This window comes from Caulobacter sp. DWP3-1-3b2, assembly GCF_049896325.1.
Taxonomy (GTDB): domain Bacteria; phylum Pseudomonadota; class Alphaproteobacteria; order Caulobacterales; family Caulobacteraceae; genus Caulobacter.
The window spans coordinates 40,928-61,789 of sequence record NZ_JAFCUB010000020.1; the positions used below are offsets into that span (position 1 = coordinate 40,928).

Consider the following 20,862-nt stretch of genomic DNA (forward strand, 5'->3'; position numbering starts at 1 on the left):
CGGAGCCCTGAACATGGGCGCCATGCAGCGCACGATCCTGATCGTCGACGACGATCCCCACATCCGCCAGCTCCTGGTGTTCGCCCTGGCCAAGGTGGGCTTGCAGACCCGCGAAGCGGCCGACGGCGAAGCGGCCCTGGCCAGCGTGGCCGAGCGCGCCCCCGACCTGGTGGTGCTCGACATCAACATGCCGCGCCTGGACGGGCTGGAGGTCTGCCGCCGGCTGCGGGCCCAGGGCGAGCTGCCGATCCTGTTCCTGAGCTCGCGCGACGACGAGATCGACCGGGTGCTGGGCATCGAGCTGGGGGCCGACGACTATGTGGTCAAGCCGTTCAGCCCGCGCGAGGTGGTGGCCCGCGTCCAGGCCATTCTGCGACGCACCGGGGCCAAGGCCGCGGCGACAGGCCTGGACGGTGTGATCACCCGGGGCCGACTGGCCCTCGACCCCGAGGCCTGGAGCGCGCGTTGGGCCGGCGCCGAGTTGTCGCTGACCGTCACCGAATTCACGATCCTCAAGACCCTGGCGGCCACACCGACCAAGGTGTTCAGCCGCGACGCCATCATCGACCGTCTGCGCGGGCCGGGCTTCGCGGTCACCGACCGCACCATCGACAGCCATGTGCGCAACCTGCGGGCCAAGTTCGCGGGCGTGGGCGGTCACGACCTGATCGAGACGCGGGCCGGGATCGGTTACCGGCTAGGCGCTTGTGCTGGCGGCGTCGAGCCGTGATCCAGCCGCTGCGGGCCTGGCTGCGCACCTGGTGGCCGGCGCTTCGGCTGCGGGCCATCCTGCTGACCGTGCTGCTGTTCGCCGCCGCCATGCCGGCCATAGGCGCGGTGTTCCTGCGCACCTACGAGAACACCCTGGTGCGCCAGACCGAGGCCGAACTCGCGTCGCAAGGCGCGGCCCTGGCGGCGGCGGCCGGCGCCCTGTGGCCCGGCGCCGTGCGCGACACCACCCCGGCCGACCCCGACGCCCGCGACGATCCCGGCTATTACCGGCCCGAGGCTGTCAGCATCGACCTGCGCGCCTCGCCGGTGCTGCCCGAGCGCCCCGGCCCCGCGCCCGCGCCGCCCGCCGACCCGCAGGCCGTGGCCGCCGCCGACGCCCTGGAGCCGATCCTCGACCAGACCAGCCGCAGCACCCTGGCCTCAATCCTGATCGTCGACCGCCACGGCGTGGTGGTGCGCGGTCTTGGCCAAGGCGGCAGCCTGGCGGCCCTGCCGGAGATCCAGGCGGCGCTGGCGGGCCACTCGCGCACCGTGCTGCGGCGCAATGGGGCCTATCATCCGCGCTATTCGTTCGAGTGGCTGAGCCGGGCCTCGGCCCTGCGGCTGCATCACGCGCGGGCGATCCGGGTCAATGGCCAAGTGGTGGGGGCGCTGCTGCTGTCGCGCTCGCCCCGCGCCCTGTTCCGGGGGGTCTATCAGGACCGGGGCAAGATCCTGCTGGGGGCGGGGGCGACGGTGCTGCTGCTGGTGCTGCTGTCGGGCCTGGTGTCGCGCGGCGTGACCCGGCCAATCGAGGCGCTCAGCGCGGCCACCAAGGGCGTGGCGGCGGGGCAGGGCGAGGTTCCGGAGACCCCGGTCACCGCCGCGGTCGAGATCCGCGCCCTCTACCAGGACTTCCGGGTGATGGCCGGCGCCATCGCCGTGCGCTCGCGCTACCTGCGCGACTTCGCCGCCGCCGTCAGCCACGAGTTCAAGACCCCCCTGGCCGGGATCACTGGCGCGGTCGAGCTGCTGGACGACCATTTCGCCACCATGAGCCCCGAGGAGCGCCACCGCTTCCTGGGCAATATCTCGGCCGACAGCGCCCGGCTCTCGGCCCTGGTCGGCCGGTTGATGGACATGGCCCGCGCCGACATGGCCATGCCCCAGGCCGGCGTGGTCTGCGCCGTGGCCTCGCCGGCCCGCCGGGTGGCCGACGCCCAAGGCCGCGACATCGCCGTGGTCCTGGACCTGCCGGACGACCTCCCGCAGGTCGCCGCGCCCGAGGCGACGGTGGAGACCGTGCTGACCACCCTGGTGGAGAACAGCCGCCAGGCGGGGGCGGGGAGGGTCTGGATCTCGGCTTTGGTGATGGGCGAAGACGTGGTGCTGCGCGTCAGCGACGACGGCCCCGGCGTCCCGCCCGCCGACCGCGCCCGCCTGTTCGAACCGTTCTTCACCAGCCGGCGCGAGGCGGGCGGCACGGGGCTCGGCCTGTCGATCGCCCGATCGCTGCTGGCGGCGAGTTCGGGGCGGATCGGGCTGGTCGAAGGGGAGGCGGGGGCGGTGTTCGAGGTGCGGTTGGGGCGGGGGTGAGGGTAGGGCCTGGCCGGGGCTAGCTAACTGCTTGGTTGCGGCCCATAGGTGACTTCAGGTGCCCCGAACTGAAAGTCCGCGTTGCTCAGAAGAAGCGGACCTCTGGCCAGCTGCGCTCGATTCGGCAGGCAGGCACTCACCCCAACCCTGTGAACTACCGGCTCTGTCATCAGGCAGATCGAAGCAGGGCTCGCGTGGATAGTGCATAGTGGTCAAGCTGCGGGCGTCGTCCCTTAAATGGAGAACAGTCGTGTCCTGGGCCAACTGGATCCCTGCCATCACCTCCTCCACCCTTCTGGCGGGGATAGGCTATGTCTTGAGCGCTGCCTACAAGGCTGCTTTCGAGAAGAGCGTTCAGCATTCGTTCGACAGAAAGCTTGAAGAGCTCAGGGCGACTATCCGACAGAATGATGAGCAGGTAGCCGCCCTGCGAGGTGGTGCCCTGTCAGGGTTAGTTAGTCGTCAGGGAAACTTAGATCGGCGTCGCTTGGAGGCTGTTGAACGCGTGTGGGCGGAGACCGTCTCCTTCGCCCGCTATAGGAACCTTTCAATGATGACTGGGGCCATGGACATCATCCTCAAGAGCGCGGCGGGCACTGGGCGCGACGCTCAGAAGACACGCGAGCTCGCCGAAATGATGCTGAACACTGCCGGTCTTGGCGAACTAGAACCTGCAAACTACACAGCCGATAAAGAACGGCCTTTTCTCGATCCCGTTTGTTGGGCGCTTTTTTCAGCCTACCGCCAGTGCTCCATGTATCCGGCCATGCTATTTCAGCTCGCGAAGGTTGGCGTTGGGCCTGAAATTCTAGAGAGTTCGTCGTCGATGCTCCGGGCGCTCAAGGCGGTTCTGCCAGAACATGCTGAATACATTGAAGAGCAAGGCCTGGGGTCATTGCATCAACTTCTGCAGCCACTGGAAGATCGGCTTCTAGCCGCGTTCAATGCGAGCTTGAGCGGACGTGAGTCCAGTGAAGTTGCGGTTCGCCATGCCGCTGAAATCATCGGAAAGGTGCAGGAGGCTGATACGGCAATTAGGGCCGGCCGTAACCGGGTCGCGGATACTTCAGCCCTCGGTTGAATAAACTATCCGCCCCGGATGAGGCCGCGCCTTAAGCCCTTGGAGGATCGGAGCTCTGGCGGCTGGCGGTGTCAAGGACCGCCTCTGGCGGCCGCGTCGCGGCGGCGCGGCGCGCCGTCCTTTACACCGTCGGACGGCGGAGCAGGCTCCGCTGAGGGTTTGAGGCGGGGCGTCGGCGATGCGCGTGGAGGGAAGAGGGGCTCAAATGGCGACCCCCACAAACCCGCTCATCCCGGCGAATGCCGTGACCCAGATGGGTGGCTTTGGGCCTGACGCCATCAGCTCTGAGCGCCTCCAACCCACTTCAACGCCATGGGATCTGGGTCCCGGCATTCGCCGGAATGAGCGGATTTTGGGATGGCTGGCGGCCTTTCTTCGCTCCCCCGCTCCCCCGTTGCGCGGGTGAGGAGAGGCCGGCGCCTTCCGCGCCGTCGCGCGTTACCCCGCCATGACCAAGCCCACAGCGCTCCTCCTGGCCGCCGTCCTCGCCACGCCGCTCGCCGCCCAGGCCGCCGCGCCGGCGGCCAATGTCAAGGCGGCGTTCGGCAATACCGTGCTGACCATCGACCCCGACGGGCGGTCGCGGAAGATCTGGCTGAAGCCTGACGGGACCTGGACGGGCCTCAGCCGCCGGGGCCTGGACCTGGCCGGCAAGTGGAGCGTCAAGGGCGACAAGGTCTGCCTGAAACAGTCCAAGCCCAAGCTGTTCGGCAGCCTGTGCGAGACCTTCCCGACCGACCCCGAGGTCGGCCTGACGTCCAAGGACCCGACGGGCAAGACGATCCAGCTGAAGCTGGTCAAGGGGCATGTGACGAAGTAGGCGGGCGTAGGATCACACCCACTTGCCCCCACCTGACCGCTTTGCGGTCTGTCCGCCCCCATAGGGGGCGGAGCTCAGGCGCATTTGAGCTCTTCCCCCTTTGGCGGAAGACGATCGCGGAGCGACCCGTAGGGGGCAGTCTGTGCCCCCGGCTCACAACCGCCCCTGCGCTGCCGTCCTGGAGCGTGAGGATCGGAAACGTGCGTTTTTGTGCAAGGGGCTGATAGGATTGGGGTTTTTCCTGTGACAGGTGGGAATGGACGGCCGCCCTGTGGATAACTTCTGCCGTTTTTCCTCACCCTCTCCCTTTGGGATAGGGTTTCAGATGTGCGCCCCCCGCTAGCTCCACCCACCCCCCAGCGCCTTGTAGATTGCCACGACGTTGGTGTTGACGCCCGTCTCGGCCACGGTCAGCGAGTCTTCAGCGGCCAGCAGCGTGCGTTCGGCGTCGAGCAGCACGAGGAAGTCGATGCCGCCTTCCTTGTACTGGATCCGCGCCAGCTCGGCGGCGCGGCGGGAGGCGGCGGCCTGGTTGGTGAGGCTCACGAGCTGGGCCTGTTGCTGGCGGTAGCCGACCAGGGCGTTCTCCAGGTCCTCCAGCGCGCCCAGCACGGTCTGGTCATAGACCGCCAGGCTGGCGTCGTTGCGGGCCTGCGCCGCCTTCAGCCGCTGATGGGCGCCGCCCAGGTCGAGGGCCGGCCAACTGACGGTGGGGGCCACCGACCAGGCCTGGCTGGCGCTGTTGCCAAAGCCGCCGGCCGAGCCCGACAGGAAGCCGATGAAGCCGGTCACCCGTACGCGCGGGAAGAGGTCGGCCGTGGCCACGCCCACCTTGGCGGTCTGGGCGGCCAGGCGGCGCTCGGCGGCCTGGACGTCGGGACGCCGGCGCAGCAGGTCCGTCGCATCGCCGATCGGCAGGGCGGTGATGAGCGGCGTGACCTCGGCGTTCTGGACCACCAGGGTGGCGTTCAGGGCGCCGGGCCGCTGACCGGTCAGCACGCACAGCCGGTAGTTGGCGCGCTTCTCGGCGGTGATCAAAGCCGGGATCACCGCCTCGGTGGCGTTGAGGCGGGCCTGGGCGCTGGCGACGTCGATCGGGCTGCCGGCCCCGGCGTCGTAGCGCACCTTGGTCAGGCGCACCGTCTCGCGCTGGGTTTCCAGGTTGCGGTTGGCCACGGCCAGCCGGGCCTGGGCGCCGCGCAGTTCGAGATAATTTCGAGCGACTTCCGCGGCGATGGTCACCTGGGCGTCGCGCAGGTCGGCCTTGGCCGCCCCGGCCTCGGCCCGCGCCGATTCCACGCCCCGGCGAACGCGGCCGAACAGGTCGATCTCCCAGCCGGCGTCGAAGCCGCCCGTATAGGTCTCGCCCTCGACCCGCTCGCCGTTCGAGCCCGGCTGCTGCTGGTCGCTCTTCTGATAGCCGCCGCTGGCGGTGACCCGCGGCAGCTGGTCGAGACGCGCGTCCTTGAACAGGGCGCGGGCCTCGTCGACCCGGGCGACCGCGACCTTGAGGTCGAGATTGCCGGCCAGGGCCTGGCTGACCAGGCCATCGAGCACCGGGTCGCCGAACAGCTTCCACCAGTCCGCCTCCGGCTGGGCGGCGGAATAGGTGGCGGCCGGGGCGTTCTGCAAGACCACCGGCGCGGTGACCGGGGTCTTGTAGTCGTGACCGACGGCGCAGGCCGAGAGCAGGGTCATGCTGGCGAACAGGCCCAGCTGGACCCGGAGGTTTCGCCTGCCGTAGTTGGGGGTGAGAGCTTGAGACATCAGTGCGCCTCCACGGCGGTCGTCGGGGTTTTCGCCGCCTTCAGCGCCGCCTTGCGGGCGGTGTTGCGGCGGATGACGAAGTAGAAGATCGGGGTCAAAACCAGGCCGAAGACCGTGACGCCCAGCATGCCGGAGAACACCGCCACGCCCATGGCCCGGCGCATTTCGGCGCCCGCCCCGTGGGAAGTGACCAGCGGGGCCACGCCCATGATGAAGGCGATCGAGGTCATCAGGATCGGCCGCAGGCGCAGGCGGCAGGCCTCCAGCACCGCCTGCATCGGCGTGTCGCCGTGCTCCTCGCGCTCCTTGGCGAATTCGACGATCAGGATGGCGTTTTTACAGGCCAGCCCCACCAGCACGATCAGCCCGATCTGGGTGAAGATGTTGTTGTCGCCATGAGTCAGCAGCACGCCGGACAGGGCCGACAGCAGGGTCATGGGCACGATCAGGATCACCACCAGGGGCAGGGTCCAGCTTTCGTACTGGGCTACCAGCACCAGGAAGGCCAGCAGCACGCACAGCGGGAAGACATAGATCGCCGTGTTGCCGGCCAGGATCTGCTGATAGGTCAGCTCGGTCCATTCGAAGCCCATGCCGTTGGGCAGTTCCTGCTTGGCCAGGTCTTCCAGCGCCTTCTGGGCCTGGCCCGTCGAATAGCCCGGGGCCGGGCCGCCGTTGATCTCGGCCGTGAGCACGCCGTTATAATGGCTCTCGCGGTCGGGGCCGGTGGCCTCCTTGAAGCTGACGAAGGCGCCCAGCGGGATCATCTGGCCAGAGCCGTTGCGGGTCTGCAGCCGCAGCATCTGTTCCGGCTGCATGCGGAATTTCTGGTCGGCCTGGACATTGACCTCGTAGGTGCGGCCAAAGCGGTTGAAGTCGTTGACATAGAGCGAGCCCAGATAGACCTGCATGGTCTCGAACAGGTCGGTCAGGCTGACGCCCGAGGCCCGGGCCTTTTCCCGGTCGATGCTGGCCTCGATCTTCGGCACCCCGACCTGGTAGGTCGAGAACACGCCGGTCAGGGCGGGGTCCTTGCGGGCCTTGTCGATCAGGTTCTGGGTTTGCTTGTTCAGCTCGTCGGGGCCGAGGCCCGCGCGATCGACGATCTGCATGCGGAAGCCGCCGATCGTGCCCAGCCCCTGCACCGAAGGTGGCGGGAAGACCGCGATCTGGGCGTCGGGAATGGCGCCGAACTTGGCGTTCAGCTGGCCGACGATGGCGTTGGCCGACATCGACTTGTCCTTGCGGTCCTTGAAGTCCGACAGCGGGAAGAACACCGCGCCGGAATTGGGGCTGTTGATGAAGCCGTTGGCCGACAGGCCGGGGAAGGCCACCGAGTGCTTGATGCCCGGCACCTTCATGGCGATGTCGCCCATCTGGCGGATCACGGCCTCGGTGCGGTCCAGCGAGGCGGCGTCGGGCAGCTGCACGACGGCGACCACATAGGCCTTGTCCTGTTGGGGCACGAAGCCGCCGGGCGTCTTTGCGAAGGCGCCGATCGTCAGCAGCAGCAGCAGGCCATAGATCACCAACCCCGCGGTCGACTTGCCCAGGGTGCGGCCGACATTGTGGACATAGCCGTTGGAGGCCTTGGCGGACATCCGGTTGAAGGGGTTGAACAGCCAGCCCAGGGCCGCGTCGATCATCTTCTGGAAGCGGTCCTTGGGGGCGTCGTGGCTCTTCAGGAGCACGGCGGCCAGGGCCGGCGACAGGGTTAGGGAGTTGAAGGCAGAGATCACCGTCGAGATGGCGATGGTCAGGGCGAACTGCCGGTAGAACTGGCCCGACAGGCCGCTGATGAAGGCGGTGGGGATGAAGACGGCGCACAGCACCAGGGCGGTGGAGACGATGGGTCCGGTGACCTCGCTCATCGCCTTGCGGGTGGCCGCCGCCGGCTCCAAGCCATTGGCGATATTTCGCTCGACGTTCTCGACCACGACGATGGCGTCATCGACGACGATGCCGATGGCCAGGACGAGGCCAAACAGCGTCAGGGCGTTGAGGCCAAAGCCCAGCATCAGCAACACCGCGAAGGTGCCGATCAGCGAGACGGGCACGGCGATCAGCGGGATGATCGAGGCGCGCCAGCCCTGCAGGAACAGCACCACCACCAGCACCACCAGGATGATGGCCTCGATCAGGGTGTGGACCACCGAATTGATGGATTCCTGCACGAAGGCGGTAGTATCGTAGATGATCTCGTAGTCGACGTCCTCGGGGAAATCCTTCTTCAGGTCCTTCATGGTGGCCTTGATGTCGGCGGCCATCTTCAGGGCGTTGGAACCGGGGCGCTGGAAGATCGGCATGGCCACGGCCGACTTGTTGTCGAGCAAGGAGCGCAGGGCGTAGTTGTTGGCGCCCATCTCCACGCGGGCCACGTCGCCCAGGTGGGTGATCTCGCCCTTGTCGCCCGAGCGAATGATGACGTCTCGGAACTGCTCCTCGTCGGTCAGGCGGCCGGGGGCGTTGACCGACAGCTGGAACTCGGCGCCGCCCGGGGTGGGGGGCGCGCCCAGCTGGCCGGCGGCGACCTGGACGTTCTGCTCGCGCAGGGCTTTCACCACATCGCCGGCCGTCATGTTCAGCGAGGCCAGCTTTTCCGGGTCCAGCCAGATCCGCATGGAATAGGAACCGGCGCCGAAGATCTGGACGTCGCCCACGCCATCGACGCGCTTGAGGCGGTCGCGAACGTTCAGCTGCGCGTAGTTGCTGAGGTACAGCATGTCGTAGCGGTTGTTGGGCGAGATCATGTGCACGACCAGGGTCAGGTCGGGCGAGGCCTTGTCGGTGGTGACGCCGATGCGTTGCACCTCCTGGGGCAGTTTCGGCAGGGCCTGGGCGACGCGGTTCTGCACCTGCACCTGGGCCTTATCGAGATCGGTGCCGAGCGCGAAGGTGACGGTCAGGATCATCGCGCCGTCTGAGGCCGACTGCGAGGACTGGTAGATCATCCCCTCGACGCCGTTGATCGCCTGCTCCAGCGGAGCGGCGACGGTCTGGCCGATGACGGCGGGGTTGGCCCCCGGATAGGCGGCGCGCACGACCACGGTCGGCGGCGCCACTTCCGGATATTCCGAGATCGGCAGGCGCGGCAGCGCCACCAGCCCGGCGATGAAGATGACGATCGACAGCACGGCGGCGAACCGCGGCCGACTGACGAAGAATTTGGAGAAGTTCATGAGCGGCGCCTTTTACGGGCGAAAAGGGGGAGGAGGCGAGGAGGGAGTAGGCGCACACGTTCCGCTCATCCCGGCGAATGCCGGGACCGAGATGGAAAGGCGGTGTGGCTGACGCCAGGCGCGCTGAGCTACTCCAACCCGCCCCATCGCTTGGGGATCTGGGTCCCGGCATTCGCCGGGATGAGCGGTTTAAAGGATCAGTTCTGGCCCACGCTGTTGATCATCGCGACGCGCTGGGGTGCGGTCTCGAACTGGCGCAGGTCGCCGGCCGTTTCGGTCTTGATGACCACCGGCTTTACGACATCGCCCGGCTTGACCTTCTGCAGGCCGCCGACGATCACCTTGTCGCCGGGCTTCAGACCGGTGCGGATGATGCGCAGGCTGCCGGCCAGCGGACCGATCTCAACGGGGCGGTACTCGGCCTTGTTATTGGCGCCGACCACCACGACGTAGCGCTTGCCCAGGTCGGTGGCGATTGCCCGGTCTGGGGCCAGGGCCACCACCTGCGAGGTGTCGCTGACCACCCGGATGCGGGCGAACAGGCCTGGGGTGAAGCGGCCGTCTGCATTATCGAAGATTGCCCGGCCATTGATGGTGCCGCTCTTGGCGTCCATGGCGTTGTCGATGAACTTCAGCTGGCCCTGGTGGGGATAACCGTCCTCGGTCATCAGGCCCATATAGACCGGGCTGGCCTTGCCGCGTTCAGCCGAGGCGTACTTGAGGAAGGTCTGCTCGTCGGCGTTGAAGGTGGCGTAGATCGGGCTCTCGCTGACCACGGTGGTCAGCAGGTCCGAGGGCGTCACCAGGTTGCCGCGGGTGATCGCGGCCTTGGAGACCCGGCCGTCGATCGGCGAGACCACGCGGGTCCATTCCAGGTTCAGGCGGGCCGTCTGATAGGTGGCTGCTGCGGCGGCGACATTGGCCTGGGCGGCTTTCTCCTCGGCGGACAACCGGTCGAATTCGCTCTGGGCCAGGGCGTTCTGCTCGATCAGCCGGCGGCCGCGCTCGCGGTTGACGACGGCCAGGTTCAACTGGGCCTTGGCGCGGTCCACCTCGGCGGCGGCGCGATTGGCCTCGGCCTGGTAGGGGCGCGGGTCGATCTGGAACAGCACCTGGCCCTTGCGGATCCGCGCGCCTTCCTCGAACCGCGCGCCGTCGATGTAACCCCCGACGCGAGGGCGGATGTCGACGGTGTCGACGGCTTCCAGGCGACCGGTGAAGTCATCCCACTGGCGCAGGTCCTTGAAGTCCACGGCGGTGATGGTGACCTGGGCCGGCGGCGGAGCGGCTTCCGGCTTGGCCTGGGCGGTGCAGGCGGCCAGGACGGCGGCCGCAGCCAGGACGGCGAAGGATTTGAGAGCGGGAGAGACGGGCAAGGACGAGAGGGGGGCGGGATGCTTGCGCATGGAAACACCTGAAGACGGACGATGGGGAGGCGGAACGGAAGCGGTCAGTGTGCTATTCGAGGACAGGGCGCTTGGCCGAGCGGGTCGTCCGGCGGCGGGGTTCGGCGGCCTGGGCGATCCAGGCCTTGGCGGACGCCAGCCACGGTCGGCTGGCTGGGGCGCCCAGGGGGCGGGCGGGGTCCTGGCTTGCACTGGGGGACATGGCTCGCGCTCCGTTCTGGGTTGGGATGAAAATGTCGCAGTGGCTGTTGCTTGACGTGGCGGCCATCTGTGACGATTTAGATGGATGTGACGGTACCGTTCGGTATCATTCACGCGGTGAGAGATACTGACCGGTAACTCTCACGTCAAGGTGAGGCGCATTGAAAATGGCTGAGAGAAATTCTAGCGAGGGCAAGATGGACGCCATGGAGGCGCCGGTTTGCGCCCCATTGTCCAAACGACCAGCTCGCGACCGGATTTTCGAAACGGCCCGCGAGCTGTTCTATCAGCACGGCATCCGCGCGGTGGGCGTCGAGGCGATCGCCCACGAGGCCGACGCCACCAAGATGACGCTGTATCGCAACTTCCCGTCCAAGGACGAGCTGGTCGCCGAGGTGCTGCGCGAGCAGGAACGCGACTACTGGATATGGTGGGATGAAGTGACCGGTTGCACGTGCGGCGACCCTCGCGTGCAGCTGGAAGCGATCTTCGACGCCTTCGAGACCAAGGCCTGCAACGCCGATGTTCACGGCTGCCCGCTGTCGAACGCCGCCCTTGAACTGCACGAGGTGGATCACCCGGCCCAGAAGGTGTCGGTGGCCTACAAGCAGCGGCTTCATGCCCGACTGGTCGATCTGTGCAAGCAGGCCGGCGCGCCGGACGAGGACCTGGCCGACAGCCTCATGCTGCTGATGGAGGGCGCTTATACGGCTCGCGTGACGCTGGGTCCCAACGGCCCCGTGCGGGCCGTGGCGCGAGCGGGACGGGCGCTGATCAAGGCGCATCTAGGCGCCTAGGACTGCCGAGACGGGACGCCCCCCCGTCACAGCGCGTAGTCGCGCCGCGCGGATCATCCATCCCCCGACGGATCCGCACGGCGCGGGCCGGCGGCGCCCAAAGGGGAGGAAGGGCGCAGCCTTCTAAAACATACTGATTTAGTAGGAATTAAGTCGAGGCAGTTTTTCTGGGTCGACCTTCAGAACATTGAACGACCCGAGAAACTGACAACGGCGTGAGGAGTTCTAGCTCGCATAAGTCGCATTCCAGTCATACCCATGTCGTCAAGTTGTGAGAATGCGAGCCTATAAGATGTGTCGACGCTACCCCCACCCAGGGCGAATGCCGGCCTGATCCCGCAACTTCGGGGCCCCGTCCAACCGCTCGAAGATCCGCTCGTTCGCGCCTCGATGGGCGCACCCCAAGTCGTTTTGCGTAAGGAGCTCCCGATGGCTCTGCTGATTTCCGTGACGCCGGCCGAGCAGGGCTGGTCTGTCCGTTCCGAAGCCCTCGAGGCCGACCTCACCTTCGAGCGCGGCGGTCGCGCCGAGGCCGCCGCCCGCGATCTCGCCAATCGCGTCGCCGCTTCTGGCCGCTCCGCCGAGGTGAGAGTGTTCCTGCGCGACGGCGCCGAGGCCGGGCGTTTCCTGCATCCCGCGCGGGCGTGGGCGAGCTAGAGCCTTTTTCGAGCGAAGTGGTTCCTGTTCGCGCGAAGAAAAATGTGTCAAAACAAAAGATTAGAGCTCACGGCCTGACGCAGTCAGGTCGGAAAATGCTCTAGAAAGGGTCCGGCCAGGGCCTCTACAGCCAGCCGTTCTTCTTGAACCGCACATAGAGCACGCCGATGATCGAGGTGATGCCAATTATCACCGCCGGGTAGCCCCAAACCCACCGCAGTTCGGGCATGTGCTCGAAGTTCATGCCGTATACGCCGGCGATCGCCGTCGGCACAGCCAGGATGGCGGCCCAGGCGGCGAGCTTGCGGGTGATGGCGCCCTGGCGCTGCTGTTCCAGCAGGGATGCGGCCTCGAACACCGAGGTGATTACCTCGCGCAAGGCATCCACCATGTTCTCGACCTTCTGCGTGTGATCGTGCACGTCGCGGAAATAGGGTCGCACGTCGCTATCCAGACAGGGTGTCTCCAGGTGCTCCAGGCGACCGCTGACCTCGGCCATGGGACTTAGCACCCGTTTAAAGCGGATCAGGTCGCGACGAAGGTGGAACAGGCGCTTGACCTCCGCGTGGCTGAGGAAGGTCTCGAGCGTGCGGCGCTCGATGTCGAGCACCTCATCCTCCAGCGCCTCGATGATTGGCAGATAGCCATCGACCACGAAGTCCAGCACCGCGTGCAGCACGTAGTCCGAGCCCTTGGCCAGCAGGTCGGGCGAGGCTTCCAACTGCTGGCGCAGGTCGCTATGGGCCCGGGCCGATCCGTGGCGGACGGTGATGATGTGGCCCTGCCCGACAAAAATCGCCGTTTCGCCGTAGCAGATCTTGTCCTCGACCAGTTGGGCGGTTCGCGCCACCACGAACAACTCCCGGCCATAGACCTCGACCTTGGGCGACTGGTGAGCGTTGAGAGCGTCCTCGACCGCCAGCGGATGCAGCTTGAAGCGGGTCGCCAACCGGCTCATCTCGGCCTCACTGGGATCGTAGAGGCCAATCCACACGAACTCGCCAAGCTTGGTGACCAGGGCTTGCGGGTCGTCCAGCGACACTTCGCGTTTCCGGACGCCGTCCTTGTAGATGTAGGCCGCGACGACGCTCATGCGGGGGTGCTCTCCTGAAGGGCGACAGCGACGCTCAAAGACTCAGCGCCAACGCTTCGGCTTTCAACCAGTTCATGTAGGCTCTCGCCATCGCAATCGGTCGAGGGCATGATGGTTGCGGTAACATGAGCCGCGCCAATAGCGGCCTTCAGGGGGAAGATGCGATGGGCAGCGACACCACGGCGACGAACGCCGGCAAACCGGCCAAGGGCGCCAAGGATGGCCGTCCCGTCGGGCGCAAGGACGCCCTGGTCATCGGGGCCGCCTCGGTGGGCACGGTGTTCGAATGGTATGACTTCTACCTCTACGGCTCGCTCGCCACCTACATCACCAAGCATTTCTTCTCGGGGGTCAACGAGACCACGGGCTACATCTTCGCCCTGCTGGCCTTCGCGGCAGGCTTCGCGGTGCGGCCGTTCGGAGCGCTGGTGTTCGGGCGGCTGGGCGATCTGTGGGGGCGCAAGAACACCTTCCTGGTCACCATGCTGCTGATGGGCCTGTCGACCTTCGTGGTCGGGCTGCTGCCCAGCTACGCGCAGATCGGCATCGCGGCGCCGATCGCCCTGGTCGTCATGCGCCTGGTCCAAGGCCTGGCGCTCGGCGGTGAATATGGCGGGGCGGCGACCTATGTGGCCGAGCATGCGCCCGCCGGTCGGCGCGGCCTCTACACAAGCTTCATCCAGGTGACCGCCACCTTCGGCCTGTTCCTCAGCCTGGTGGTCATACTGCTGACCCGCAACGCGTTGGGCGATGACAACTTCCAGGCCTTCGGCTGGCGCATCCCGTTCCTGATCTCGGTGCTGCTGCTGGGCGTGTCGCTATGGATCCGCCTGCAATTGGCCGAAAGCCCATCGTTTCAGAAGATGGTCGACGAGGGCAAGGGCAGCAAGAAGCCCCTGGCCGACTCGTTCGCCAAGTGGGGCAATCTGAAGATCGTCATTCTCGCCCTGGTCGGTCTGACGATGGGGCAAGCGGTTGTCTGGTACACCGGCCAGTTCTACGCCCTGTTCTTCCTGGAGAAGATGCTCAAGGTCGATGGCGGCACGACCAACCTGCTGGTGGCCATCGCCCTGCTGATCGGCACGCCGTTCTTCGTGTTTTTCGGCTGGCTGTCGGACAAGATCGGCCGCAAGCCGATCATCATGCTGGGCTGCGTCCTGGCGGCCCTGACCTATTTCCCGCTGTTCAAGACCCTGACCACGGCGGCCAATCCGCAACTGGCGGCGGCGGTGGCCAGCGCGCCGGTGACCGTGGTCGCTGACCCGGCCGACTGCTCGTTCCAGTTCGACCCCGTGGGCAAGACCGTATTCAACCGCTCCTGCGACCTGGCCAAATCCTACCTGGCCAAGGCCGGCGTCACCTACGCCAACCAAGCCGCCCCGGCCGGCGCGATCACCCAGGTGCGGATCGGCCCGGCGGTGCTCGCCTCGTTCCCGGGCCAGACCCTCGACAAGGCCGCCTTCAAGGCCCGCAAGACCGCCTGGGAGAAAGAGCTCGGTGCGACGCTGAAGGCCGCCGGCTATCCGGCCAAGGCTGACGACGCCCTGATGAACAAGCCCCTGGTGGTCGGCGTGCTGGCGATCCTGGTTCTGTACGTGACCATGGTCTACGGCCCGATCGCCGCCATGCTGGTCGAACTTTTCCCAACCAACATCCGCTACACCTCGATGAGCCTGCCCTACCATATCGGCAACGGTTGGTTCGGCGGCTTCCTGCCGACCACGGCCTTCGCCATGGTCGCCGCCACGGGCAATATCTACTACGGCCTATGGTATCCGATCGTCGTCGCCGGACTTACCGCGGTGATCGGCACGCTGTTCCTCAAGGAAACCAAGGACGTCGACATCGAAGCGTAGGCAAGGCGGAGAACTGCCCCTCACCCGCCGCTCCACAAGCCGTCGATGTGGCTGGCCTGAGCCGTGTCGCGGCGCGCGTCGAGATCGGCCGTCACCCGGTCGAGGGTCGGCGGCCCGGGCGCGGCTGCTGGCGGCCGCCAGTCGGCCCCCACGGTGACCCAGGTGGCGCTGAGCCATGGGTCTGGGAACTGGGGCGCTTCGCCGGCACCTATCGCTGCATGTTCGGGGAGGCCCCGTCGGAGACCCCATCGGAGACCCCTCGCCGGGCCGGCGGCGGCCTTATATTACAAGTACCTGCTGCGCGGGCTGGTGATCAACCGGCCCAATCAGGTCTGGTGCTCGGACATTACTTACATCCCGATGCGCCGGGGCTTTCTGTACTAGAGCATTTCCCGACCTGACTGCGTCATGCCGTGAGCTCTAATTTTTTGTTTTGACGCATTTTTCTTCACGCGAACTGGAACCACTTCGCTCGAAAAATGCTCTAGTGGCGGTGATGGACTGGGCGATGAGGAAGGTGCTGTCCTGGCGGCTGTCCAACAGCATGGACGCCGAGTTCTGCATCCAGGCCCGGGAGCAGGCCATGGCCCGTTACAGGCCGCCAGAGATCTTCAACACCGACCAAGGCAGCCCGTTTACCTCGCCCCGCTTCATCGACGTGCTGAAGGACGCCGGCGTGCGGGTCTCCATGGACGGCCGCGGCCGCTGGATAGACGACGTCTTCATCGAGCGGCTCTGGCGCAGCCTCAAATACGAGCGCGTCTAAATCCATGCCTTCGAGACCGGCTCGGAGCTGCGGGCCGGCCTGACCAAGTGGATCGGCTACTACAACACCAACCGGCCCCACTTGGCCCTATCCGGGGCTCGCCCCGGATAGGGCCAACCTCGAGCACAAACTGGCGGCGTGATCTGAACCTGAGCCAACCCTAGCCAAGCCGCCAAACTGTGCGGACCACCGGCGCCACCTCATTCCTGCAAGCCCAGGTTGCCATCTATCCGGGGCCCATTGATTCGCGCGAGGCACCCGTCTCGTCATCGAATTCGAAAATGGGACCGAAAACGGGGCAGCAGAAACGACGCGTAAATATTATCCAGTAAACACAATATGTTGGATGAGGGCGGTGGCGGTGAGAGAGGGATTCGAACCCTCGTTAGGCTTTCACCTAAACACGCTTTCCAAGCGTGCGCCATCAACCACTCGGCCACCTCACCATGCGCACTTGATTCGAAGGCGGTTGAAGGCCCCCGTCGCAGGAAGGGGCGCAATATACTCAGGAAGGTTGCGGGGGCAAGCGGCCATGCGAGGTGAAACGGAGCCACGGGCGACTTATAGTGCCTGGCCCGCGTCAAAGGACCCGTGATGACTCCCAAAACCTTCGACGCCGCCGCCATGGCCCTGCCCGGCGCGACCATGACCGTCCAGTGGGGCGACAACCACGTCTACAAGGTTGGCGGCAAGATGTTCGCCGTGCTGGGCGGGGCGATAGGCGGCAAGGGGTTTTCGTTGAAGGCCTCGGATGTGGCGTTCGAAGTGCTTGGCGAGACTGGCCAGGCCGTTCCCGCCCCCTATCTGGCTCGGGCCAAATGGCTGTATTTCGAGGACCTGGCGGGCCAGGACAAGGCCGAGGTCAATGATTGGCTGAAGACCGCCCACGGCCTGATCGCCGCCAAGCTTACCAAGAAGGTCCGGGCCGGGCTCGGGCTCCAGAGCTCACGACCTTACTGCGTCAGGCCGTGAGCGCTAATCTCTTGTTTTGACGCATTTTTCTTCACGCGAACCGAAACCACTTCGCTCGAAAAATGCTCTAGGACAGACTCGCCTGGTCGTCGCGCGGCAGGTGGGGTCCGGTCGTCACGGGCTGAGCCTCGAGGATCTCACGGATGCGGCGGACGGCGACCGAGGCCGGGCTACGGCGCTGGCGCCAGAGCAATAGCGCCATGGCCCCGCCCGTCGCCGCCGCGAAGGCGATCGGACCCAGCAGCCAGGCGGCGGCGGCCAGGGCGAAATAGTAGCCGCGCACCCCGGCGTTGAACGACGACAGGGCGGGGTTGAGCACCGCCCCGGTCGCCTCGGCATAGTCTTCCAGCACCTTGCGCGGGGCCCACATCGGCGTGGCGCCAATGGCGGCCAGGCAGTAGTTCATCTGGCGGATCGCCCAGATGAAGTCGAGCAGGCCACGCGCCAGGGCGATCAGCACCAGGCCCATCTTGATCTGGAACACCAGGGTCGAAGCCGGGGCCAGCACGGCCAGGCCCTCGATGCTCTTCAGCGCGCTGTCGCCGCCAAACAGCACCCCGGCCGCGGCGGCGATTAAGATCAGGTTGGACGAAGCAAAGAACGAGGCCGAGTTGATGGCGTGGCCGAGCAGCTGGCCATCCAGTAGGGCGATCTCGCGCACCGCCATCTCGGCCATCCAGCGCCGGCGGATCACCGTCATGTCGGTGTTGATGACGTTCTTGGCGTGGCCCAGGCGCTTGAGCAGCGGTTCGTAGAACAGCCAGCAGAACGCGAAGAAGCCCAGGACGACCAGATCGAAGGTCGGCAGGGGAAAGGCGTGCAGGGCGTGACGGATCGAAGCGTGCATGGGGTGAGCTTAGGTCTGGAACGAGAGTCGGTGAAAGGGGCGAGGGACCGCTATCAGTCTTCGAGGATCAGGCTGTGCTTGCCGGTGTCGCGCAGCAACAGCGCCACCACCAACCCCACGGCCATGATCGCAGAAACATAGAGGTAGAAGCCGCTTTCCATGCCCTCGCGCTTGAACCACAAGGCGACATATTCGGCGGTGCCGCCGAACGCGGCGTTGCCCAGGGCGTATGGAAGTGCCACCCCCAGAGCCCGCACATGGGTGGGGAACAACTCGGCCTTCACCACGGCGCTGATCGAGGTGTAGCCCGATTGCACGACCAGGGCGGTCATGATCAGGGCGAAGGCGATCAGCGGGCTGGCGGCCTTGGCGGTCAGGGTGAACACCGGCCAGGCGATCAGCGCCCCGACCCCGAAGGCGAAGACCAGCATGATCTTGCGGCCCAGGCGATCCGACAGCCAGCCGAACAGCGGCTGCAGGAGCATGAACCCGAACAGGGTCGCCAAGTTGACCGCCCCGGCCGTGGCCTTGTCGAAGCCGGTGGTGTTGGTCAGGAACTTCAGCATGTAGGTGGTGTAGGCATAGAAGGCCAAGGAGCCCGCCGCGCTCAGCCCGATGATCGCCAGGGTTTGTTTGGGATGGCGCGAGACCAGCGGCGCGGCGAGCGCCACATAGGTCATGATCAGCAAGACCACCGAGACGCCTTGGGCCGCGCCCGCGAAGGACCAGGCGGTGAAGCCAACCACCATCGCCGCCACGGTCAGCAGCAGCAGGGTGGTCACCGAAGCCACCTGCCGGCTGCTGATCGGGTCGTGCTGGGCGACGTTCCGGTGGGAGACGCTCTCCTCGATGCCGGTCCGGATCCAGAAGACCACAACCGCAAGGGCGGCGCCGATGAAGAACGGCACGCGCCACCCCCAGGCCGCCAAGTCGGACTTGTCCAAGGTGTTCTGGAGGATCACCAGCACCAGGGCCGCGACGAGCTGACCCATAATCAGGGTCACATATTGGAAGCTGGACCAGAAGCCTCGTCGCTTCTTCCCCGCCATCTCGCTCATATAGGTGGCGCTGGCGCCGTATTCGCCGCCCACTGACAGACCTTGCAGCAGGCGGGCCAGCAGCAGGATCACCGGCGCGGCGTCGCCGATCGTGGCGTGGCCGGGGCACAGGGCGATGATCAGCGAGCCGGCGCACATCAGGCCGACAGCCAGGGTGAGCGCGGCCTTGCGGCCCTTGCGGTCGGCATAGAGCCCCATCAGCCAGGCGCCAACAGGACGCGCGCCGAAGCCCACGGCGAAGATGGCGGCCGTCTGCATCAGTTGGGCGGTCTGGTCGCCCTTGGGAAAGAAGATCTTGGCGAAGTAGATCGAGAACGCGGCGTAGGCGAACCAGTCATACCATTCGACGAGGTTGCCGGCCGAACCGCCGAGGATGGCGCGGACGCGGCGCCAGGCGGTCATGGGGACCCGATCAGGGGCGACGGGCGAGGTCGCCGCTATGGTGGTGTCGGTCATGTTGGCCCCGCGACTCTGGTTGTCGCGACCTTAGGCGAACAATGGTCTTTGGGGGAGGGGGCAGCGATCGGGGACGCACGCAGGCATGCGTGCGTCCCCGTCCGTTCCGTGGACGGCTAGATCCGGCCCATCAGCACCAGGATGATCAGGATCACCAGAATCAGGCCCAGACCCCCGCTGGGGAAATAGCCCCACGAACGGCTGTGACCCCAGGTCGGCAGGGCCCCGACCAGGGCCAGGATCAGGATGATGATGAGGATCGTGCCGAGCATGTCCGTCTCCGTTGTATCCGAGCGCTCTGCGCGCTCGGGTTCGGGAGAGGAAATGCCGAGGGTGCGGTCAAGGTTCCAGCGGGGCTGGCGAGGCTAGCCGGCCGCTATATCGATCCGCTTCCAGGTCTGCGACTTGCAGAACAGCCGGCCCACCAGGCAACCCTTGGCCTTCATGGTGGTGGCGTCGGGGAAATCGGCGGTGCCCGTCAGCACCATGTTCAGGTCGGGAACGAACACCTTGCCGCGCCAGCTGCCATTCTTCTGCAGCTCGAAGTCGCGAAGCAGCTGCAGACCGATCAGGCTCGGTGTGCCGCCCTTGCGGGCGTCGGCCTGGGCGTCTGAATTGGCCCAGACCACCTTGCCGCAGGCCTGGCCACCGCCGCAGGGCTTGATCTCGAGATGGACCGTGTTCTTTGGATTGCGCCAGACGCCGTAGGTGAAGCTGTCGCCTGGGCCCTCCGCGAAAGCCGGGGCGCCGCACGCCAGGCCGACGACCGCAGCCAGGGCCGCAAGGGCCAACTTGATCGCGCGCATAGAAAACAACTCCACCCGTCGACCGGGTTTGTCGTACAGCCCGAGCCTTTGATCAAGTGAAGTGGTGTCGATCCCGCTCAGCCGCTAGGGCAATCCTCGGACTTGCGAAGGCCCATTGCCCATAGGGCGCCGATCACCGCGCCCTTGACGCGGGGCAGCAGCAGCAGGGTCAGGCCGGCCAGCGGCAGCACGGTCAGCGGCACCACCAGCGCCGGCGACATTTTCCAGATGAACGGGAACAGCAGCAGCGGGGCGACGAACAGGTGGCCGATGATCAGGATCGTGAAATAGGCCGGGCCATCATCGGCCGGGTAACGCGCCAGGTCATGGCCGCAAACCTCGCAGTCCAGATCGACCTTCAGATAGCGCGTGTACAGCCGACCTTCGCCGCAGTTGGGGCAACGGTGACGGACACCGCGCTTCATGCCGGTCAGGACGCTGGGAGGAGACTTCTTATTCATGGGCGTGGATATGCTCCCGCAGCGGGCCTTGCGAAAGGGGGCGCGCGGTCGCATGCGCCATTTTGAATCAGGTTTCGTAGAGATGAGTATGCGTGTGCCCAAGCATTCACTCGCAAGATGAGCGAGTAAAGCCGCCAGACTTTCGCCACATTAACCACTGGCGCTTTGTGGGTTACGGGTAAGTAGCCGCCGATCTTGAAAAATCTGACAACAAGCGCGGCCTTGGGCAAACGCGACTTAACTACACCGGGGTGGGGGGGGGGCGGGGGGCGGGCCCCCCGCCCCCTTGCCCGCGGGGGGTTTGGGGGGCGGGGGGGGTGGGGGTCGGGGGG

The 20,862-nt window shown here is 66.3% G+C and carries 18 protein-coding genes, 1 tRNA gene and 1 pseudogene; 9 read left to right on the forward strand and 11 right to left on the reverse strand.

What is annotated here, in order from left to right; all coding sequences use genetic code 11:
• Nucleotides 1-13: 13 nt before the first annotated feature.
• The 4 genes from ACP7AG_RS13540 to ACP7AG_RS13555 all read left to right on the forward strand — a co-directional run bounded on the left by ACP7AG_RS13540 (nucleotide 14) and on the right by ACP7AG_RS13555 (nucleotide 4,208).
• Entirely contained in the window at nucleotides 14-730 is a 717-nt protein-coding gene (locus tag ACP7AG_RS13540; protein ID WP_426031448.1) for a response regulator transcription factor, read from the forward strand.
• Nucleotides 727-2,307, forward strand: coding sequence for a sensor histidine kinase (locus tag ACP7AG_RS13545; protein WP_426031450.1), 1,581 nt, complete (start codon nucleotides 727-729; stop codon nucleotides 2,305-2,307). Before ACP7AG_RS13540 ends, ACP7AG_RS13545 begins: the two co-directional genes overlap by 4 nt.
• 250 nt (nucleotides 2,308-2,557) lie before the next feature.
• On the forward strand, nucleotides 2,558-3,388 hold the full coding sequence (locus ACP7AG_RS13550; protein WP_426031452.1) for a hypothetical protein: 831 nt from the start codon (nucleotides 2,558-2,560) through the stop codon (nucleotides 3,386-3,388).
• 448 nt (nucleotides 3,389-3,836) lie between these two features.
• Nucleotides 3,837-4,208, forward strand: a complete 372-nt coding sequence (locus ACP7AG_RS13555) for a hypothetical protein (protein ID WP_426031454.1) — start codon at nucleotides 3,837-3,839, stop codon at nucleotides 4,206-4,208.
• A gap of 339 nt (nucleotides 4,209-4,547) precedes the next feature.
• Here the strand turns inward: ACP7AG_RS13555 and ACP7AG_RS13560 are convergent, their stop codons facing one another.
• From ACP7AG_RS13560 to ACP7AG_RS13575, 4 genes are all read right to left on the reverse strand, one after another.
• Nucleotides 4,548-5,975 carry an efflux transporter outer membrane subunit gene (locus tag ACP7AG_RS13560; protein ID WP_426031456.1) on the reverse strand — a complete coding sequence of 476 codons (1,428 nt, stop codon included), beginning with the start codon at nucleotides 5,973-5,975 and terminating at the stop codon, nucleotides 4,548-4,550.
• Complete coding sequence (locus ACP7AG_RS13565) at nucleotides 5,975-9,154, reverse strand: efflux RND transporter permease subunit (protein WP_426031458.1); 3,180 nt, start codon at nucleotides 9,152-9,154, stop codon at nucleotides 5,975-5,977. The genes ACP7AG_RS13560 and ACP7AG_RS13565 overlap by 1 nt, the downstream gene beginning before the upstream one ends.
• Before the next feature lie 197 nt (nucleotides 9,155-9,351).
• Nucleotides 9,352-10,560 carry an efflux RND transporter periplasmic adaptor subunit gene (locus tag ACP7AG_RS13570; RefSeq protein WP_426031460.1) on the reverse strand — a complete coding sequence of 403 codons (1,209 nt, stop codon included), beginning with the start codon at nucleotides 10,558-10,560 and terminating at the stop codon, nucleotides 9,352-9,354.
• Between the two features lie 52 nt (nucleotides 10,561-10,612).
• Nucleotides 10,613-10,762 (reverse strand): hypothetical protein, encoded by a 150-nt coding sequence (locus ACP7AG_RS13575; protein ID WP_426031462.1) that lies wholly within the window; start codon nucleotides 10,760-10,762, stop codon nucleotides 10,613-10,615.
• Between the two features lie 166 nt (nucleotides 10,763-10,928).
• On the opposite strand from ACP7AG_RS13575, the gene ACP7AG_RS13580 reads away from it, so the two are divergent.
• Both ACP7AG_RS13580 and ACP7AG_RS13585 read left to right on the forward strand, forming a co-directional pair.
• Nucleotides 10,929-11,558, forward strand: coding sequence for a TetR/AcrR family transcriptional regulator (locus tag ACP7AG_RS13580; protein WP_426013032.1), 630 nt, complete (start codon nucleotides 10,929-10,931; stop codon nucleotides 11,556-11,558).
• A gap of 429 nt (nucleotides 11,559-11,987) precedes the next feature.
• A complete protein-coding gene (locus ACP7AG_RS13585) occupies nucleotides 11,988-12,215 on the forward strand; it encodes a hypothetical protein (RefSeq protein WP_426013030.1) in 228 nt (75 codons plus the stop codon).
• 124 nt (nucleotides 12,216-12,339) lie between these two features.
• Here ACP7AG_RS13585 and corA read toward each other — a convergent pair whose 3' ends face one another.
• Entirely contained in the window at nucleotides 12,340-13,308 is a 969-nt protein-coding gene (gene corA, locus ACP7AG_RS13590) for a magnesium/cobalt transporter CorA (RefSeq protein ID WP_426013028.1), read from the reverse strand.
• Nucleotides 13,309-13,472: 164 nt separating this feature from the next.
• Between corA and ACP7AG_RS13595 the strand changes: the two genes are divergently transcribed.
• Both ACP7AG_RS13595 and ACP7AG_RS13600 read left to right on the forward strand, forming a co-directional pair.
• Nucleotides 13,473-15,164, forward strand: a complete 1,692-nt coding sequence (locus ACP7AG_RS13595; RefSeq protein ID WP_426013269.1) for an MFS transporter — start codon at nucleotides 13,473-13,475, stop codon at nucleotides 15,162-15,164.
• 484 nt (nucleotides 15,165-15,648) lie between these two features.
• Nucleotides 15,649-16,041: pseudogene (locus ACP7AG_RS13600) on the forward strand (transposase); the annotation flags it as partial.
• A 245-nt stretch (nucleotides 16,042-16,286) separates the two neighbouring features.
• On the opposite strand, the gene ACP7AG_RS13605 reads toward ACP7AG_RS13600, so the two are convergent.
• A tRNA-Ser gene (locus tag ACP7AG_RS13605) sits at nucleotides 16,287-16,376 on the reverse strand.
• 148 nt (nucleotides 16,377-16,524) lie between these two features.
• Here ACP7AG_RS13605 and ACP7AG_RS13610 point away from each other — a divergent pair.
• A complete protein-coding gene (locus tag ACP7AG_RS13610; RefSeq protein WP_426031464.1) occupies nucleotides 16,525-16,902 on the forward strand; it encodes an MmcQ/YjbR family DNA-binding protein in 378 nt (125 codons plus the stop codon).
• 67 nt (nucleotides 16,903-16,969) lie between these two features.
• Here ACP7AG_RS13610 and ACP7AG_RS13615 read toward each other — a convergent pair whose 3' ends face one another.
• The 5 genes from ACP7AG_RS13615 to ACP7AG_RS13635 all read right to left on the reverse strand — a co-directional run bounded on the left by ACP7AG_RS13615 (nucleotide 16,970) and on the right by ACP7AG_RS13635 (nucleotide 20,530).
• A complete protein-coding gene (locus tag ACP7AG_RS13615; protein WP_426013022.1) occupies nucleotides 16,970-17,749 on the reverse strand; it encodes a DUF599 domain-containing protein in 780 nt (259 codons plus the stop codon).
• Between the two features lie 53 nt (nucleotides 17,750-17,802).
• On the reverse strand, nucleotides 17,803-19,263 hold the full coding sequence (locus tag ACP7AG_RS13620; protein ID WP_426031466.1) for an MFS transporter: 1,461 nt from the start codon (nucleotides 19,261-19,263) through the stop codon (nucleotides 17,803-17,805).
• Nucleotides 19,264-19,379: 116 nt separating this feature from the next.
• Nucleotides 19,380-19,535: a DUF3309 family protein gene (locus tag ACP7AG_RS13625; protein ID WP_426013018.1), complete on the reverse strand. Its 156-nt coding sequence runs from the start codon at nucleotides 19,533-19,535 to the stop codon at nucleotides 19,380-19,382.
• Nucleotides 19,536-19,628: 93 nt separating this feature from the next.
• A complete protein-coding gene (locus ACP7AG_RS13630) occupies nucleotides 19,629-20,069 on the reverse strand; it encodes a DUF2147 domain-containing protein (RefSeq protein WP_426013017.1) in 441 nt (146 codons plus the stop codon).
• Nucleotides 20,070-20,146: 77 nt separating this feature from the next.
• Nucleotides 20,147-20,530, reverse strand: a complete 384-nt coding sequence (locus ACP7AG_RS13635; RefSeq protein WP_426013015.1) for a DUF983 domain-containing protein — start codon at nucleotides 20,528-20,530, stop codon at nucleotides 20,147-20,149.
• Nucleotides 20,531-20,862 lie beyond the last annotated feature (332 nt).